The following is a 15,805-nucleotide window of genomic DNA, read 5'->3' as shown; positions in this document are numbered from 1 at the left end:
TATCGACGCCATGAATCCTGAGTAATATCGGAGTTAATTTCACCCGCTGTTTCGCCGAATTCCCCTAGGTCGCAAGGAGATTCGCCCGTTATTTGCGGAACTGTCGGCTACGGCGAATTCGTAGGATGTTGTCTTTCCTGGTGCCGGGCTGCCCCTCCGGGCCCGCGTGCTCGCGCTCGACCTCTTCCTCCGCTTCCACCTGCCATTCCGCTGGGTCCAGCGCGAGATCGGCGCGCACCTCGGCCGTGGTCGGGAAATGCACGTCGGCGGGTGGTTCCAGCACCCAGGAGGGCCATTGCGCGTGCCCGACGATCAGCAACAGCCCGCCGGGCGCCACCGCCTCGGCGGCGCGGCGCAGGATTCGGGTCCGCTCGCCGTCCCCGGCCGCCGGTGAGTGCAGATACTGCGCCGTGACGAGGTCGAACTGTCCGGCCGGGAAGGTGTGGTCCAGATCGTGTCGCTGCCAGTCGATTTCGCCGGACAATTCCTGCCGGGCCGCGTTGGCCCTGGCGCGGGCCAGCGCGGTCTCCGACACGTCGACCGCCGTGACCCGCCAGCCGCGCTCGGCCAGCCAGATCGCGTCGGCGCCCTCGGCGCAGCCCAGATCAAGGGCGGTGCCGGGCGCGAGGTCTTCGATCTCGCGGACCAGCAGGAAGTTCGGCCGTCGCGACCAGACCCGGTCGCGTTCCTGGTAGAAGGCCTCCCAGTACTCGACGGTCGTGGGTGTCATCCGGTCGGTGTGGTGATGGGGTGTCGCGCTCATGCGTCCCACCCTCCATCGCCCCGGCCGGAACGGCAAATATCGTTGCCGCTTCGGCAACCGGTCGCAGGCCGGGGCCGTCGCCGCCCGTCTGTCAGCAGTCGTCGAGCGGGTCGCGCAGGATCATGCCCTCGGCCGCGCGCAGGCGCGTGGTCATGGTCGTCAGCAGGTCGACGGAGTCCTCGGAGAGGCCGATGGCCGTGTGCAGCAGCCTGCGCAGCCGCGGGCTGGTGAGCCGGTCGGCGAGGGTGTCGTCGTGTGCGGTCGGTTCGGCGTCGAACTGTCGGTCGAGATTCACGGGAAGGTACTCACAATCGGTCATCGGGCCCCCAGGAAACCATGTGCGTGCGACGCTCGTGCCTGGAACGACAGCGTGGGCACGGGCGAGATCGTTCCGGGGCGCAGCGTACATCGCAACTGGTCGGTCGCTGTACCGGGTCGGAATGGGTGCGTGTGATCTCCGTGCCGCAGTCGGGCCGGCTCGTCCGTGCCGTGGCCGCGCCCGCTCGGGCGTGGAGATCGTTCCCATTGTTCCACTCGCCGTGGGCAATTCGGCAAAACGGCACGTTCGCGCAGGTTGTGGTCGTTCGTCGGCGCCCACCAGCGCACGTCGAGCCCGCCGCAGGCTCCCGGCCGTTCCCAGTCCTGGGAAATCACGCCCTGCGCCGCCTCCCGCGGAAAACCGGGAGCTCAGCCGGTTCTTCCGTGACAGGATGGGTGACGGCCGAAGCAGGTAGCGACCGACGAGAGGCCCGCGATGGGAAATCTCGACGACCGGGTGGCGGTGGTCACCGGAGGAGCCCGCGGACAGGGGCGCGCGCACGCGGTGGCGCTGGCGAACGCGGGAGCGGACATCGTGGTGTGCGATATCGCCGCACCGCTGTCCGGTCTTCCCTACGAGCTGAGCACGCCCGCCGACCTGGCCGAGACCGCCGCGCTGGTCGAGCGGACCGGCCGCCGCTGCGTCGCCGTCCAGGCCGACGTGCGCAGCCTGGAACAGATGCGGACGGTCGCCGAGCGCGCGCTCGAGGAATTCGACCGTATCGACATCCTCATCGCCAACGCGGGCATCGCGTCCAACTCGCCCGTCGCCGAGATGGACGAACAGTTGTGGCGGGACATGATCGACACCAATCTGACGGGCGTGTTCCACAGCTTCCGCGCGGTCGTCCCGCACATGATCGAGCGGCGCTGGGGTCGTGTGGTGGCCACCTCCTCCATCGTGGCGAAGATGGGCGTGCGCAACGCGGCGCACTACGCCGCGAGCAAATGGGGCGTGCTCGGCCTGGTGAAGTCGCTGTCGCTGGAGGTGGCGGAGTACGGCATCACGGTGAACGCGCTGCTGCCCTCCGGCGTCGACACCGACATGATCCAGAATCCGGCGACCTGGCGGCTCATGGTGCCGGACAAGGAGAATCCCACCAGGGAGGACTGGATGGCGATCATCGAATCCGGGCCGCCCAACGGCGATCTGATCCAGCCCGCCGAGGTGGCCGAGGCGATGCTGCTGCTGGTCTCCGAGCACGGCCGCCACTTCAACGGGGAAGCCGTCACCATTTCCTGCGGCGGAAGCGCGAGCACCTCTTAGGGTCTGCGCCGGAAAAGTGTCGTGCGCGAATACGATTCGCCCCGTGGCGCTGTTGTCCCCGCCTCGCGCACCGTGCTTCACTGGAAGCACAAGGTCTGTGCAGTGCCAGCTTCCGGCCAGGAGTCAGCGCATGTCCCCTCACACCGAACGGACCGACCCCCTTCGGTTCTCGGTGTGCCGACCGCGTCGCGACGTCACCGTGCTGCTGGTCGCGGGGGAGATCGATGTGGCGACGGCGCCCCGGTTCCGCGCCGAACTGTCGCGCGCCTGCTCGCGCCCCGCGGCCACCCTCGTGCTCGACCTCTCACCGGTCACTTTCCTCGCGGCCGCCGGACTGAGCATTCTGGTCGAGGCGCAGGCCGAAGTGACGCGCTCGCGCCGCCGGATGACGCTGATCACCACGGTGCGGCCGGTGGACCGGGCCATCGAGATCACCGGGCTGGCCGACCTGTTCCATCGGGTCTCGTCGCTCGACGCCGCCCTCATCGACCTCGCGCCCGATTACGACGAGACGGCCTGACCTCGACGCCGCGACCGGCTTTGTGCGCCGGGACAGCGGCCCGAACGACCGGCCGACGATCGATGCGGGCGATGGCCATCGCGAGGTCCGGACGAGGTGCACGCGCACCGGTAGCCCGCCGAACACCTCGTTCGGCGGGCTACCGGTCCGAGCCGCGTCAGCGGCGACGCGAATCGATCGCCTCGCGCGCCGCGTGCGCGGTCTGCGCTCCCCGCTCGCGGGCCTCGCGCGCCGCGTGCGTTCCGCGCTCTTTGGCGGCGTCGGCGAGCTCGGGTCCGCGCTCTTTCGCGAGCTCCGCCAATTCGGCGCCGCGCTGCTTCGCCAGCTCCGCCAGATGCGCGCTCTGCTCCTTGGCGATCTCGGCCCATTCGGCGCCGCGCTCTTTGGCGATCTCCGCCCATTCCGCGCCGCGCTCTTTGGCGATCTCGGCCCAGTCGGAGCCACGTTCTTTCGCGATTCCGGCCCAGTCGGAGCCCCGCTCCTTGGCGACCTCGGCCCACTCCTGACCGTGGGTCTTGGCGGTGTCGGCCAGGTCGCTGCCGTGTTCCTTGGCCGCATCCGCCAACGCGGGGCCGTGCCGCTGGGCGGTTTCGGCGAGTTCGGCCCCTTTGCTCGCGGCCACCGCGCCCAGCGCCCGCGCCTTGTCCGCGGCCTCGTGCGCGTGCTTGCGCAGTGCCGCGCCGGTGGTGGTGTCCGAAGCGGCGCCGAACGGCAGCGCCGCGGTCACCGCGGCGGCGGCGTCACGGGCGGCGCGGCGGCCGCGCCAGCCCAGCGAGGGCTTGCCCCCGGTGTCGGCTGCGGTGATCATCAGCCCGCCGAGCAGCCCGAGATCCTTGAGGAACGCGGTCCGCTTCGCCGACTTGCGGGCCGGATCCTGCTCGTTCCAGAAGTCCTGCTCGGTGACGGCCGCGGGCACCACGGTGGCGGCGAGCACCAGAGCGGCCAGTCGCGGCGCCTTGCCGAGCGCGAGCAGAACGCCGCCGCCGACCTGAGCGAAGGCATTGACCTGCACGACGGTCGACGGATTGGAGGGCAACCTCGCGGCGATCTCTTCGGGGAGCTGCCGGTGCCCCCGCTCCAGTAGTGCGTTAGCGGACTTGACCCGCTCGTCCGGGTGCCGCAGTGTATCGACCCCGTCGACCACGAACGCGGTGGCCAGTAGCGGCCGGGCCAGTCGGCGCAACAACATGACAGAACCCCTTCCATTGATGACGTCACAATTCGGATTCCCGCGCGGTTCGGGGCCAAACACGCCGGTCCGCCGCCGTGTGAATGCCGCCTCATCCGGGTAACAGCTAATCGAGAGAAATCGATCTGGGGGGTGAAGGCGCCGCCGCACCGCTCGCTCTCCCGCCCTGCTCCGCCGGAAGGTATCTGCTGTGAACACCCCTACGGCCACAACGGCTTTCGACGCCGTCGTCGCCGCGTTGCCCGTCGCGCCGAAGTGCACGTTCCGCTTCGATTCGGTGCCATGCCGTCATCGCGCGGAATGGTTCATCCGTAAACGATCCTGCTGCCATCCGGCCGGCGTGGACTTCCTCTGCGAGACCTGCCATACCCGCATCCATTGGATGCTCGACATGGGCGTGGTGTTCGAATGCGCCGGATGCGGCGTGCACTCGGCCAGTTTCGCCGAACTCTGCCCGACCGCGGCTCCGCTCTGAACGCGGTTCAGCCTCCGGCGGGCTTCCGCAGGGGCGAGTCGATCGCGGCGAGGAAGCCGGTGACGATCGAAGCGACCCGATCCGGTGCCTCCACCATCGGAAGATGACCGCAGTCCGGTAATTCCACCGCCGTGTGCGGGCGCAGCGTGCGGTTGAGCCGCCCGCCCGCCTTCGCCGACAGGACGCGGTTGCGCCGCCCCCAGATCGTGCAGATCGGCGGAAAACCCGCGGGTGGGTGGAAGGTGTCCAACGCGCGATAGGACGGGAAATCCTGCACCAAGCCGTGCAGCGCTTCCAGCCTGCCCCGATCGGTCCAGTGCGCCCGCACCCGCGGCTCGTGCTGGTCGCGCCTGCCCCGGCCACGGGGACCGAGCTGATTGCCGACGATCAGCGAGACCACCGGGTTCGGCAGGCTGATCCGCCGGGCCAGCGGCGCCAGCGGCAGCCGCGCGTCCAACCAGGCCAGGCCCGCCGACTGCCCCGAACTGACGGTGTCCAAGGTGAGCGGATTGATCAGCACCAGCGCCCGCACCCGCTCCGGATGCCCCATGGCGTAGCGCAGCGAGGTGGCGCTGCCGAGACAGTTGCCGATCAGCACCACATCGGTGAGCCGGTGAGCGTCCAGGAACGCCGTCAGCATGTCGACGTAGTCGATCAGGCGGTAGCCGGTCGCGGGACGATCGGATTGCCCGTAGCCGGGCAGGTCGAGCGCGAAGACCTCGTGCCCGTCCCGCAGCGCCGCGACCTGGTCGTCCCAGATGCGGCGTTGCGTGCCCGCGTTGTGCAGGAACACCACCGGTGACCCGTTGCCGGTCCGGTCGAAGACCACGGACCTGCCCCGATGTTCGAATACGTCCACGCCGACTCCCTGCGAACCACCGGCGAGCGAACCGCCGGGTAGCAGCGATTTTACGTGGGCGGACCGGCCCGAGCGGGCAGTTGGGACTATCCGGCGGCGGTCGACGCGCGCAGGAACCGGCCGGTCCGCTCGGCGCCGAGCACCGGAGCGGGGGCGCCGTCGCGGAATACCGGCACGCCGCCGACGAAGACCGCCGTGACAGTCTCGTCGTTGCGGTTCACCATGCGCGACAGGTTGTCGAACGGCGCGATCGGGGATTCGTGGTAGGCGTCGAGCGAGTCGTCCAGGCGAGCCGGATCGAGCACGACGACATCGGCCCGGTCGCCCACCCCCAGGTGCCCGGCGTCCAGGCCGTACCAGTCCGCGAGTTCGCCGGTGAGCCGGTGCACCGCCTGCTCCACCGACAGGAACGGGCGGCCCGCGTTCGCGGCGTCGCGCACGCGCCGCAGGAAGCGGAGCCCGAAGTTGTAGAACGCCATATTGCGCAGATGCGCTCCGGCGTCGGAGAAGCCCAGTTGCACGCCGGGGTCGGCGGCGAGCCGATCGAGCACCTCGGGTCGATGATTGGAGATCGTGGTGCGCCAGCGAACCTTGGTGCCGTGCTCCACCACGAGGTCGAGGAACGCGTCCACCGGATGGGCGCCGCGCTGCGCGCCCACCTCGCCGAAGGTCTTGCCGATCACGCTGGAATCCGGGCACTCCACGATCTGCGCGTCGAAGAAATCGCGGTGCCACACGCGGGGACCGAACTTCTTGTCGTAGTCCTTGCGGAAGCGACGGCGGTACTGCTCGTCCCGCAGCAGTTCGCGGCGCTTGTCCACCTGGTCGGCGAGGTGCAGTGCTTCGGCGCCGGAACCGAACTCCTCGAACACCACCAGGTCGATGCCGTCGGCGTACACCTCGAAGGGCACCGGAAGATGCTGCCAGCGGAAGTTGCCGCCCAGCGCGTTCAGCACCCGCGCGATCAGCGGGAACAGGCGCACGATGCCGGGAATGGCCTTGAGGTCGGCGGCCGAGAGCAGACTGACCTTCAACGGCCTGCGGAACAGACCGAGGCTACTGGCCGCCATCGTGACCAGGCTCTGCGGCCGGGACACGTCGGGTCCACCCTGCAACGCCCCTCCGCGCCGTCGCAGAATGGCGTTGAGCCTGCGCCTTTCTCGGGTGGTCGCGTAAGTGGATGGCAGGGTGCGCGACCGGCACACCGCACCGTCGAGTTTGTCGAACAGCAACTGCTGGGAGGACATGCCGACGAACCCGGCGTCCAGCGCCTCGGTCAGCTTGGCTTCCATCCCCGCCAGTTCGGCGGCGTCGGGCCGGACGTCCTTGCGGGTCGCGCGCTCCAGACCCAATTCCGCGGCGCGGATATCGGAATGACCGATGAACGCGGCGACGTTCGGGCCCAACGGAAGCCGGTCCAAGGCGGCCGCGTATTCGTGCGCCGAGCGCCAGGTCTTGTGCTCGCCGACCGCGGCGAGGACGTGCTTGCGCGGAATCGCCTCCACCCGCGCGAACAGGTCGCCCGCGTCGGAGGCGTCGACGTGGACGGTCGACAGCGAACACGAGCCGAGCAGCACCGTGGTGATGCCGTGCCGCACCGATTCGGTCAGCGCCGGATGCTGGAGCACCTCCACGTCGTAGTGGGTGTGGATGTCGAGCATCCCCGGTATCACCCACTTGCCGGTGGCGTCCACGACGTCCGGACAGTCGGGGTCATCGATCGGGTCGGCCGAGACGGTCGCGACGCGCCCGTCGCGGATGCCCAGGTGCCGGATCGCCGAGGGCGCTCCGGTGCCGTCGAACCATTGGCCGTTGGCGATGATGGTGTCGTACATGGCTTCACACCTCGAGATCGGCGCGCACGACCTTGCCGGTCGCGTTGCGCGGTAGTGCGGTGGTGGTGAGCCGCCAGCGGGCGGGCACCTTGTAGTAGGCGAGGCGCTCGGCGGTGAACGCCCGCAGCTCCGCTTCGCTGGTCGCGGTGGCGCTTTCGACCACGACCAAGGCGGCGACCTGCTGTCCGAGGTCGGCGTCGGGGACCCCGAGCACCGCGCATTCGCGCACCGCCGGATGCTCTTCGAGGCACTGCTCGATCTCCGTGGGATAGACGTTCTCCCCGCCGCGCAGGATCAGATCCGAACGGCGCCCGGACAGCCGCAGCCTGCCGTCCTCCAGCACGCCGATGTCGCCGGTACGCAGCCAGCGGTCGGCGGTGATCGCCGCGGCGGTCGCGGCCTCGTCCTGCCAGTACCCGAGCATCACATAGGGGCTACGCAGCCAGATCTCGCCTTCGGCGCCGTCGGGGAGGGTGTTGCCCGCGCTGTCGCGGATCTCCAGCGTGACCCCGACCACCGGGCGGCCAACGGTGTCCGGGTAGGCCGCCAGCTCGGCCGGGCTCGCCAGCGTCGCGGCGGTGCTGCACTCGGTGAGTCCGTAGCTGGTCACCAGCGCATTGCGGGCGACGGGCAGCTGATCGCGCAATTTCTGCTGTAGCGCGGCAGACGACGGCGCCGAGTTCAGGGAGAAAGCGGCCAGCGAGGACAGGTCGTAGCCGGACAGGTCCAGTTCGAGCATCCTGGTCGCCATGGTGGGCATGGCGCCCCAGTTGGTGACCCGTTGCGCCTCGATCAGCCGCAGCACCCGGTCGGCGTCGAACGATCCCTGGTGGATCACCGCCGCGTCGCCGGTGACCAGCCGGGGCACCACCAGGTTGTGCAGGCTGGCGATGTGGAACAGCGGCGAGGTGAGCAGGAAACGCCGCCCGCTCGGCAGTTCGGCCGCCCCGGTGAGCGCGGCGGCCAGCGCGTCGTTGAACGCGTGATAGTCGGTGACGGCCACCAGGTTCCGGTGCGAGTGCACCGCGCCTTTGGGGCGTCCGCTGGTGCCGCTGGTGTACAGGATCACCGCCGGATCGTCTTCGTCGATGTCGGCCTCGGGCAGATCCTCGGTGCGGTATTCGGCCAGCAGCGTCGGCACATCGTGCTCCATGGTGAGCACCGGAACCCGCAGATCCAGCTCCGCCACCAGCGCCGCGCGTTTCGCGTCGACGACGAGCACGGTGGGGCTGGTGTGCTCGACGCCGTAGGCGATCTCACGCGGCGCCCACCACGCGTTGTAACCCACCGCGATCGCGCCGAGCGCTTGGGCCGCCCAGAACGTGAGCACCCACTCGGGGGTGTTCGCGGCGAGAATGCCCACGCGGTCGCCCTTGCCGACGCCGAACCGGTCGCGCAGGGCCGTGGCCAGTGCGGCGACCGCGGCGGCGTGCTCGGTGAACGACATCGTCCGGTCCGCGGTGACCAGGTAGTCCCGATCGCCGTGCGCGGTCGCGGCGACGAGCACTTCCCGCAGCGAGGACTTGCGGTGGCGCACCACCGGCATCGGTGCGCCGAGCACGTCCTCGACCACCATCTCGAAGCGACCGCCGGGTCCGGTGAGCCTGCTCGCGGCCTGCGCCACGAACGCCTGCTGGTCGATGGCCTTTGTCATATCGGATACTTCCTCGTCACTGCGCAGGGATGATTCGTCACGGTTCGGGGACCAGCACCGCGCGCCCGGTGACCAGCCCGCGCTCCAACCGGTCGACGGCGGCGCGTCCTTCGGCCAGCGGGTAGCGCTCCACCTCGGCGCGCAGCTTGCCCGCCGCGGCCAGCGCTACGGAATCGATCAGGTCGGATCTGGTGCCGCCATAGGTTTTTCGCACCGTGGCGCCCCACGGCCACCCCGCGCCGGTGGCGGGGGCCGCCGTGATCTCCGGCGCGCCGCCGCCGAGGCCGACCATGCGGTACGCCCCGTTGGGCGCCACCGAGTCCACCGCCAGGCGCGCGGTCGCATCGACGCCGACGAAGTCGAACACCGCGTCCGCGCCCCGGCCCCCGGTCCGCGCGAGGATCTCGCTCGCGGTGCCGCCGCTCGCGACGAGTCCTTCCGCGGCGCCGCACCGCGCGGCGAGTTCCAGCTTCTCGGCGCTCACGTCCACGGCCAGCACGGTTGCCGCGGTGGTCGCGGCCAGGATCTGCACCGCGAGGTGGCCGAGCCCGCCGATCCCGACGACCACCGCCACCGACCCCGGCCCCAGCCGATCACGAGCGTCGCGGATGGCGTGATAGCTCGACAGCGCGGCATCGGCCAGCGGCGCGGCCTCGGCGAAGTCGAGGTCGCCGATCGGCACGAACGAACTGGCCGGAACCCGGACGTAGTCGGCCATCCCGCCGTCCGGCCCGAGCCCGGGACACGGTGGCATGGCGGTGCGTCCCGCGGCCAGGCACACGTTCTCGTTGCCTGCGGCGCACTCCCGGCAGACCCCGCACGACCAGCACAGATACACGATGCCGCGCTCGCCGGGCCTGCGGCCGTCCACTCCGTCGCCGACGGCTTCGATGGTTCCCGCGATCTCGTGGCCGAGGGTCAGCGGCTCCTCGCGCATCCGGAAGGGGATGTGCAGCACGTGCAGATCCGAATGGCAGATGCCCGCGGCGCCCACGCGCAGCAACAGATCAGTGGGACCGATCCGCGGAATCGGCACCTCGCGTAGTTCCAGCACACCCGGCTCGGTGAGCTGTAGCGCCCGCATCATCCGCGCACCGCCGCGAAAGTCGCGCGCAGATAGGCGTCGGCGCGGTCGGAGCCGATCAGCCCCGGCGCCATCCGGTTCATGGCGTAGGCGAACGTGGTGCGGTGCTCGAGGTCGTTGACCACCATCGCGCCTCCGTACCCGGCCCACCAGCACACCCGGCCGTCGGGCACTTCCGGGGCGGTCTGCCGCTGCGGCAGACCGTAACCGATGCCGAATCGCAGCGGCGTCAGAAGCGCCAGATCGACGCCGTCGGACTGCTGCTGGAAGATCGACTCGATCGTCCGCTCCGACAGCAATCGCCGTCCGTCGAGTTCGCCGCCGCAGGACACCAGCGATTGCACCCGCGCCACCGATCGCGCGTTGCCGTGGCCGTTCACCGCGCCGATCTCGGCTTGCCGCCACTCGGCGCTCGCCGTCGCGGCGATGTCGAGCAGCGGGCTGGTGAGCGTCTTGACCAGCACGCTGTCCTGGTCGAGCGCGGCCAGGTCGAATTCCGGCACCTCGGGCGGGATCAGGGTCGCGATCCGCCCGTGGTGCTCGGGCCCGGTGCCGATGTGGAAATCCGCGCCCAGCGGCCCGGCCAGTTCCTCGGCGAAGAACTCGCCCAGCGACCGTCCGGTGACGCGGCGGATCACCGCGCCGATCAGGTGGCCGTAGGCCAGCGCGTGGTAGCCCGACGCGGTGCCCGGCTCCCACCACGGCGGCTGGCTCGCGAGGCGGGCGGCGGACGCTTCGGCGTCGTAGATGTCGGCGAGCTCGATCGGCGGCTGCCATCCGGAGACGCCGGAGGTGTGCGCCAGCAGATGACGAATCTCGATGTCGCCCTTGCCGTTCGCCGCGAATTCCGGCCAGTACCTGGCCACCTTCGCGTGCACGTCCAGTTCGCCGCGGTCGACCAGGAGCAGGGCGCTCAGCGCGGTCATGGTCTTGGTGATGGAGAAGACGTTGACCAAGGTGTCCTCGGTCCACGGCGTGGTGCGTTCCTGGTCGCGGTAGCCGCCCCACAGGTCGACGACCGTTTCGCCGTCGACCGTGACGCAGATCGATGCGCCCAGCTCGTCGCCGGAGGCGAGCCGGGTCTCCAGTTCCGTGCGCAGGAGCGCGAAGCGTTCGGCGCAGAATCCCGAGGTGGCGGTGCCCGTGGTGGTGGTCATCGCCGCCTCACACGTGCTCGGGCGTGCGAGCGGGAACGGGCAGCGCGTTCCCCGCGGCGGCGGCGCGTTTCGCTCCGCGCGCCAGCTCCCGCTGCATGTCCCGCACGTACGGTTCGAATTCGATCTGGATGGTGTGCCGTGGCGAGTCGTAGTAACGGCCCGACCTGGCCGATTCCGCCGACCGCATGGCCGCCCGCATCTCCTCCGCGGGCGGCAGGTGGTAGCGGCCGGTCAGGTAGGCGGCGACCAGCTTGCTCTGCTGCTCGGCGAAGTTCACCAGCGTCGGCAGCGGCTGGGCCAGGCCGAGGAAGAACAGATTGTCGATGCCGGGCTTCACCATCTGCTTGAACAGCGGGAAACGGTTGTCGGCGTCGGGCAGCAGTTCCGGATCGGAGAAGAACGGGAAACTGATGCGGTAGCCGGTGGCGCAGACGATCACGTCCACCTCCTCGGCGCTGCCGTCGGCGAAGCGCACCAGCGGGCCCTCCAGCGCGGTGATCGCGGGCTTGAACGTGACGTCGCCGCAGCCTGCGCGGTGCAGGAACTCCTCGCTCGCCGACGGATGCGCCTCGAACGGCAGGTGGTCGGGCTTGGGCAGGCCGTAGTCCTCCATGTTGCCCCGGAACTTCCGCACGAAACGCTGTTTGAGCTTGAGACCGAGCTTCGGCGGCATCCACCGCGGCATCGAGCGCTTGTCCCCCACCTTGCCGTTGACGTACTTCGGCAGCACCCAGACTCCGCGCCGGGCGGAGACGTAGAGCTTCGCGGCGATGAACCGCTGCGACAGCTCGGAGGCGATGTCGAGGCCCGAGTTGCCCATGCCGACCACGACGACGCGTTTGCCGCGCATGTCGACCGGGTCGAAGGGGTCGTTGTAGGCGTGGCTGTGCAGCAGCGTGCCGTCGAATTCACCCGGATAGTCCGGGACGCGGGGGTCCCAGTGGTGTCCGTTGCAGACGATGAGCGCGTCGTAATCCTTGGTGCTCCCGTCGCCGGTGGTGATCACCCAGCGGCCGTCCGCGTCGCGCTCGGCGGCGGTCACCTTCGTGTTGAACAGGATCCGATCGCGGATGCCGAAATGGTCGACGTAGTCGCGGAAGTACTGGAACAGCTGCGAATGGTGGGGGAAGTCCGGCCACTCGTCGGGCGCGGGATAGTCCTCGAAGGCCAAGCGGAACTTGGACGTATCGATGTGCAGGCTCTGGTAGCAGGCCGACATGCCGTTGGGGTTCTTGAAGTACCAATTGCCCCCGACTTCGTCGGAAGCCTCGTAGCAGTCGAACGGGATGCCGTAGTCGTTCAGGCGCTTGGCGGCGGTGATCCCGGACGGGCCTGCCCCGATCACGCAGACGCGGGGGAGTGCGGTTGACGTCATTCACTGTCCTCGTGCTGGAGGCCGTCGTCGGTGACGGCCGAACCGTCCGGCGCGGGTCACGCGCCGGAGTGACGTAGGCAACAAAGTAACACTCGATAGACACAGTGTCTAGTGAGTGACGTGCTGTCTATCCAGATCGTTCGCGCGTAGACTCGGTCGGCGGCAGTCGCACGTCGAGCCCTCTTTTCAACGGATATGAGGTACCTGTCCACCATGCGTACGAACGCGAGCGCGAACCTGCGGGACGAGCAGAAGCAGCAGACCAGGGCCCGGCTGATGGAGGGCGCCAAGGAGCTGTTCGCCACCCGTGGCTACGCGGCCGTGCGCGTGGACGACATCGCCGCCGCCGTCGGCTGCAGCCGCGCCACCTTCTACTTGCACTTCGCCGGGAAACAGCAGATCTTGCGCGCGATCGCCGAGCAGGGCACCGTGCCTACCGCGCTGCACTTCTATCAGGATCTCGACCGGGTGCTGGAGACCGGTTCGCGCGCCGAGTTCGCCGGTTGGATGACCCGCGCCATCGAGTGGTTCGGCGAATACAAGGACCTGTTGCCCGCCTGGGACGAGGCGACCGCGCTGGAGCCGGAGTTCCGCGAGATCGCCCGCAACGGCATCCTCGCGTTGCCCAACGCGATGACCGCCTATCTCGCCGGATGGCCTGCCGACCGGCGCGACGAGGCGCGGTTGCGCGTGGAATTGCTCGTCGCGCAACTGGAACGATTCTTCACCCGATGGGCGATGCAGGGCACCATCGATGTCTCGGTGGAGCAAGCCGTCGAAGTGCTCACCGACATCTGGTTTCCCGCGCTGCGCGCGCCTGCGGCGAGCTGAACCGGGCGCGGGCCGACGATATATGTTGCCCATCGTTCGCTGAAGGCTCGAACTTGGCCGTCCACGGCCCGGATTCGATGGTGGCTCGCGAATCTGTCGGCGTCGTGCGGCATCATCTGTGCACGCAGCCAACCACGAAATCGCTCGGAGTTACCCATGCCGTCGCCACGAACCAAGCCGCAGCCCTTGTCGGACAGCGAGATTCAGCAGATCGCCGCGGAGATCGCCGGTGGCCGCCCGCCCATGGTGTGGTTCACCGCCGCCGCGGTCGGCGTGCCGGAGGGGCGCTCGGGCAAGGTGATCTCGCTCGGCGACCCTGCCGACGGTGACTTCTTGCAGGTCCGGCCGACCGGATCGAAGGATGTACTGTCCTTCTCTCCCACCGAGGTGACCTTGACCAAGCCGCCGCGAGGGGCGGCGGGCGCCACCGCGCAGCCGAAGCAGTCAACCAGGAAGGAATCCCCTGTGACCCAGTCGTCGACCACGACGAGCGCCACGACCGAGCCCGCGCAGCCGAGCGCGCCCGCGCCGTCGGCCACCCCGAAGCCCGCGCAGGCGGCCGGGGAAGCGAGCCGATCCGACAGCGCGGCCAAGCAGGCCCCGGCGCCGAAACCCGCCAAAGCGGCCGCCGCCCGCAAGGCCAAGGCGCCCGAGGTCACCGTGACGCTCACCGGCACCGCCGACGGCGAGTGGTCGATCGACGTGGTCAGCGGCAAGAAGCGCACCCTGCGCGGCCTCCCGGTGGCCGGTTCCGCGGTGGCGCAGGCGGCGAAGATCCTGCATCCGGAGGTCGCCGAAGTGGTCGCGGGCGTCCTCGAGGCGTTGCGCGGGGTGCAGGAGGCCAAGGTGCAGCAGTTACAGGCCGAGCTCGAGGAGGCCAAGCGCCTGCTGGACGAGCTGAGCGACTGAATCACACCGCGGGAGTGGCGGATCGGGCGGCCGTGCGCCAGATCCGCCGCTCGGCGCCGGGCTGCGTGCGCCGCACGTCGTCGTGGAACGCGTAACCGAGCGAGTACTGTTTCGCGTGGTACATGGCCGCGTCCGCGTCCCGGAGCAGGCCGTGCACGTCGGTGTCCGAGCTGCGCGGACCGACGCACGCCACGCCGACGCTCGCGGTGATCGGTATCTCCCCCGCGCTGAGCCCGAACGGCCGGACGAACGCGCCGAGCAGCCGTTCGGCCAGCACGGCGGCCTCCGGCCGGGACAGGCGGGCGAGGACGACGAATTCGTCACCGCCGTAGCGGGTAACCACGTCCTCGTGGCGCGCCACCCGACGGATCCGGCCTGCCGCCGTCGCGATGAGCTCGTCGCCGACGGCGTGCCCGTAGCTGTCGTTGACCCGCTTGAAGCCGTCGAGGTCGATGAACAGCAGCGAGATCGGTTGCTGCGCCCACTGTTCGCCGTGCTGCCGCAGCGCGCGCAGCAGCGCGGCCCGGTTCAGCAATCCGGTGAGTATGTCGTGGTCGGCCTGGTACTGCGCGCGCCGCTCGCTGCGGGCGCTGCGCACGATGGCGCGTTCGCTGCGCACCAGCATGCCGATCAGCAGCAGCGCGAACAGCGACGACACCACCACGCGGTCCACCGGGCGCAGGCTCGACCCGACCACGGGCACCAGCGACGCCACGATCAGCGCGATCGCGATGAGGCTGGCGCGCTGCCTGGAGTGGTGCGGGTGGATGCGCCGCGGCGTGCCGAGCGTCGTCATGGTCGGGTGCAGTGCCGCGACGCCGACGGTGGCGTAGGCGGCGAGCAGGGGAGCCAGCAGCGCTTCGCGCCCGAGCGCGGTCGCGCCCACGGTGTCCAGGCTGTAGCCCAGATTGCCGAGCAGCACCGCCACGAGTCCGGCGTGCAGCAGCCACAGCGAGGTCTCCGCCCTGGTCGAGGTCACCATCGAGTGCGCCACCACGGTGAGCAGCAGCGCGTCGAGCACCGGATAGGTCGCGGCGACCAGTGCGTGCGGGCCGGTCGTCGTGGACTGCAGGATCGGGGAGATGAGGAAGGTCCAGGAGGCGAGCAGCGCGCCGAGCCCGATCAGGGCCGAGTCCAGCAGCAGGTCGTAGTCGCCGTGCACTTGGCGCGGCCACAGCCAGATCAGCGCCGCGAGCCCGACCCCGAGGTAACCGAGCAGGGTGAACGCGTCGTCCAACGGGTGGACCGCGTGGTCGCCGACATCGCGCAGCGTGGTGCCGGTGGCGAACAGCACGGCCGAGCCGGACAGCAGATACCACGGCAACGGGTGCGCAGGCCGGTGCGCGCGCAGGCCGACGGCGATCATGGCGAGGGTCTCGCCGACGACGGCCGCCGTCGTCACGAACGCCGCGACCGGCGAGTCCAGCACCAGCTGGACCGCGATCGCCGCCCCGCTTCCCCCCAGAAGCGCCGCGTACCAGCCCGTTCCGATGCGGCGCCGACAGCTGGTCTGTGGCTGTTCGCTGGGTGTCATCAGCCCCCCTTGGTCGCTCCATCCCCGGTGCACCG

The 15,805-nt window shown here is 69.9% G+C and carries 15 protein-coding genes; 5 read left to right on the top strand and 10 right to left on the bottom strand.

Translation table 11 applies throughout. The features are described from left to right. Positions 1 to 88 precede the first annotated feature (88 nt). Positions 89 to 763, bottom strand: coding sequence for a class I SAM-dependent methyltransferase (locus tag NB3_RS07115; protein WP_067798224.1), 675 nt, complete (start codon positions 761 to 763; stop codon positions 89 to 91). Positions 764 to 854: 91 nt separating this feature from the next. Then, positions 855 to 1,058 carry a hypothetical protein gene (locus NB3_RS07110; protein ID WP_067798221.1) on the bottom strand — a complete coding sequence of 68 codons (204 nt, stop codon included), beginning with the start codon at positions 1,056 to 1,058 and terminating at the stop codon, positions 855 to 857. 459 nt (positions 1,059 to 1,517) lie between these two features. Here NB3_RS07110 and NB3_RS07105 point away from each other — a divergent pair, with 459 nt between their 5' ends. Then, a complete protein-coding gene (locus NB3_RS07105) occupies positions 1,518 to 2,348 on the top strand; it encodes a mycofactocin-coupled SDR family oxidoreductase (protein ID WP_067798218.1) in 831 nt (276 codons plus the stop codon). Positions 2,349 to 2,478: 130 nt separating this feature from the next. Then, positions 2,479 to 2,868, top strand: a complete 390-nt coding sequence (locus tag NB3_RS07100; protein ID WP_084485889.1) for an STAS domain-containing protein — start codon at positions 2,479 to 2,481, stop codon at positions 2,866 to 2,868. Between the two features lie 157 nt (positions 2,869 to 3,025). Here NB3_RS07100 and NB3_RS07095 read toward each other — a convergent pair whose 3' ends face one another. After that, a complete protein-coding gene (locus NB3_RS07095; protein WP_067798212.1) occupies positions 3,026 to 4,057 on the bottom strand; it encodes a DoxX family protein in 1,032 nt (343 codons plus the stop codon). Positions 4,058 to 4,247: 190 nt separating this feature from the next. Here NB3_RS07095 and NB3_RS07090 point away from each other — a divergent pair, with 190 nt between their 5' ends. Next, complete coding sequence (locus NB3_RS07090) at positions 4,248 to 4,532, top strand: hypothetical protein (RefSeq protein ID WP_157111584.1); 285 nt, start codon at positions 4,248 to 4,250, stop codon at positions 4,530 to 4,532. A gap of 7 nt (positions 4,533 to 4,539) precedes the next feature. Here NB3_RS07090 and NB3_RS07085 read toward each other — a convergent pair whose 3' ends face one another. The 6 genes from NB3_RS07085 to NB3_RS07060 all read right to left on the bottom strand — a co-directional run bounded on the left by NB3_RS07085 (position 4,540) and on the right by NB3_RS07060 (position 12,496). Continuing rightward, positions 4,540 to 5,391, bottom strand: coding sequence for an alpha/beta fold hydrolase (locus tag NB3_RS07085; protein WP_067798207.1), 852 nt, complete (start codon positions 5,389 to 5,391; stop codon positions 4,540 to 4,542). A gap of 86 nt (positions 5,392 to 5,477) precedes the next feature. After that, positions 5,478 to 7,226 carry an N-acyl-D-amino-acid deacylase family protein gene (locus tag NB3_RS07080; RefSeq protein ID WP_067798204.1) on the bottom strand — a complete coding sequence of 583 codons (1,749 nt, stop codon included), beginning with the start codon at positions 7,224 to 7,226 and terminating at the stop codon, positions 5,478 to 5,480. A gap of 4 nt (positions 7,227 to 7,230) precedes the next feature. Next, the gene (gene casG, locus NB3_RS07075; RefSeq protein WP_067798200.1) at positions 7,231 to 8,880 is read right to left on the bottom strand and encodes a steroid-24-oyl-CoA synthetase; all 1,650 of its coding nucleotides are present in this window, start codon (positions 8,878 to 8,880) and stop codon (positions 7,231 to 7,233) included. Positions 8,881 to 8,917: 37 nt separating this feature from the next. Beyond that, positions 8,918 to 9,964: an NAD(P)-dependent alcohol dehydrogenase gene (locus NB3_RS07070; RefSeq protein ID WP_067798197.1), complete on the bottom strand. Its 1,047-nt coding sequence runs from the start codon at positions 9,962 to 9,964 to the stop codon at positions 8,918 to 8,920. Beyond that, positions 9,964 to 11,121 (bottom strand): serine hydrolase domain-containing protein, encoded by a 1,158-nt coding sequence (locus NB3_RS07065; RefSeq protein WP_067798194.1) that lies wholly within the window; start codon positions 11,119 to 11,121, stop codon positions 9,964 to 9,966. Before NB3_RS07065 ends, NB3_RS07070 begins: the two co-directional genes overlap by 1 nt. 7 nt (positions 11,122 to 11,128) lie before the next feature. After that, complete coding sequence (locus NB3_RS07060; protein WP_067798190.1) at positions 11,129 to 12,496, bottom strand: flavin-containing monooxygenase; 1,368 nt, start codon at positions 12,494 to 12,496, stop codon at positions 11,129 to 11,131. Between the two features lie 213 nt (positions 12,497 to 12,709). Here NB3_RS07060 and NB3_RS07055 point away from each other — a divergent pair, with 213 nt between their 5' ends. Both NB3_RS07055 and NB3_RS07050 read left to right on the top strand, forming a co-directional pair. After that, positions 12,710 to 13,327: a TetR/AcrR family transcriptional regulator gene (locus tag NB3_RS07055; RefSeq protein WP_067798520.1), complete on the top strand. Its 618-nt coding sequence runs from the start codon at positions 12,710 to 12,712 to the stop codon at positions 13,325 to 13,327. Positions 13,328 to 13,483: 156 nt separating this feature from the next. Then, positions 13,484 to 14,236 (top strand): DUF6319 family protein, encoded by a 753-nt coding sequence (locus tag NB3_RS07050; protein WP_067798187.1) that lies wholly within the window; start codon positions 13,484 to 13,486, stop codon positions 14,234 to 14,236. Position 14,237: 1 nt separating this feature from the next. On the opposite strand, the gene NB3_RS07045 is transcribed toward NB3_RS07050, so the two are convergent. Then, the gene (locus NB3_RS07045; protein WP_084485887.1) at positions 14,238 to 15,770 is read right to left on the bottom strand and encodes a GGDEF domain-containing protein; all 1,533 of its coding nucleotides are present in this window, start codon (positions 15,768 to 15,770) and stop codon (positions 14,238 to 14,240) included. Positions 15,771 to 15,805: the final 35 nt, after the last annotated feature.

The organism is Nocardia beijingensis NBRC 16342 (assembly GCF_001612785.1).
GTDB lineage: Bacteria > Actinomycetota > Actinomycetes > Mycobacteriales > Mycobacteriaceae > Nocardia > Nocardia beijingensis.
This window is presented reverse-complemented; position numbering and strand designations above follow the sequence as displayed.

Coding starts and splice junctions, on each gene's coding strand:
- NB3_RS07115 (WP_067798224.1), bottom strand. CDS start 763: ATGAGCGCGACACCCCATCACCACACCGACCGGATGACACCCACGACC.
- NB3_RS07105 (WP_067798218.1), top strand. CDS start 1,518: ATGGGAAATCTCGACGACCGGGTGGCGGTGGTCACCGGAGGAGCCCGC.
- NB3_RS07100 (WP_084485889.1), top strand. CDS start 2,479: ATGTCCCCTCACACCGAACGGACCGACCCCCTTCGGTTCTCGGTGTGC.
- NB3_RS07095 (WP_067798212.1), bottom strand. CDS start 4,057: ATGTTGTTGCGCCGACTGGCCCGGCCGCTACTGGCCACCGCGTTCGTG.
- NB3_RS07080 (WP_067798204.1), bottom strand. CDS start 7,226: ATGTACGACACCATCATCGCCAACGGCCAATGGTTCGACGGCACCGGA.
- casG (WP_067798200.1), bottom strand. CDS start 8,880: ATGACAAAGGCCATCGACCAGCAGGCGTTCGTGGCGCAGGCCGCGAGC.
- NB3_RS07070 (WP_067798197.1), bottom strand. CDS start 9,964: ATGCGGGCGCTACAGCTCACCGAGCCGGGTGTGCTGGAACTACGCGAG.
- NB3_RS07065 (WP_067798194.1), bottom strand. CDS start 11,121: ATGACCACCACCACGGGCACCGCCACCTCGGGATTCTGCGCCGAACGC.
- NB3_RS07060 (WP_067798190.1), bottom strand. CDS start 12,496: ATGACGTCAACCGCACTCCCCCGCGTCTGCGTGATCGGGGCAGGCCCG.
- NB3_RS07055 (WP_067798520.1), top strand. CDS start 12,710: ATGCGTACGAACGCGAGCGCGAACCTGCGGGACGAGCAGAAGCAGCAG.
- NB3_RS07050 (WP_067798187.1), top strand. CDS start 13,484: ATGCCGTCGCCACGAACCAAGCCGCAGCCCTTGTCGGACAGCGAGATT.
- NB3_RS07045 (WP_084485887.1), bottom strand. CDS start 15,770: ATGACACCCAGCGAACAGCCACAGACCAGCTGTCGGCGCCGCATCGGA.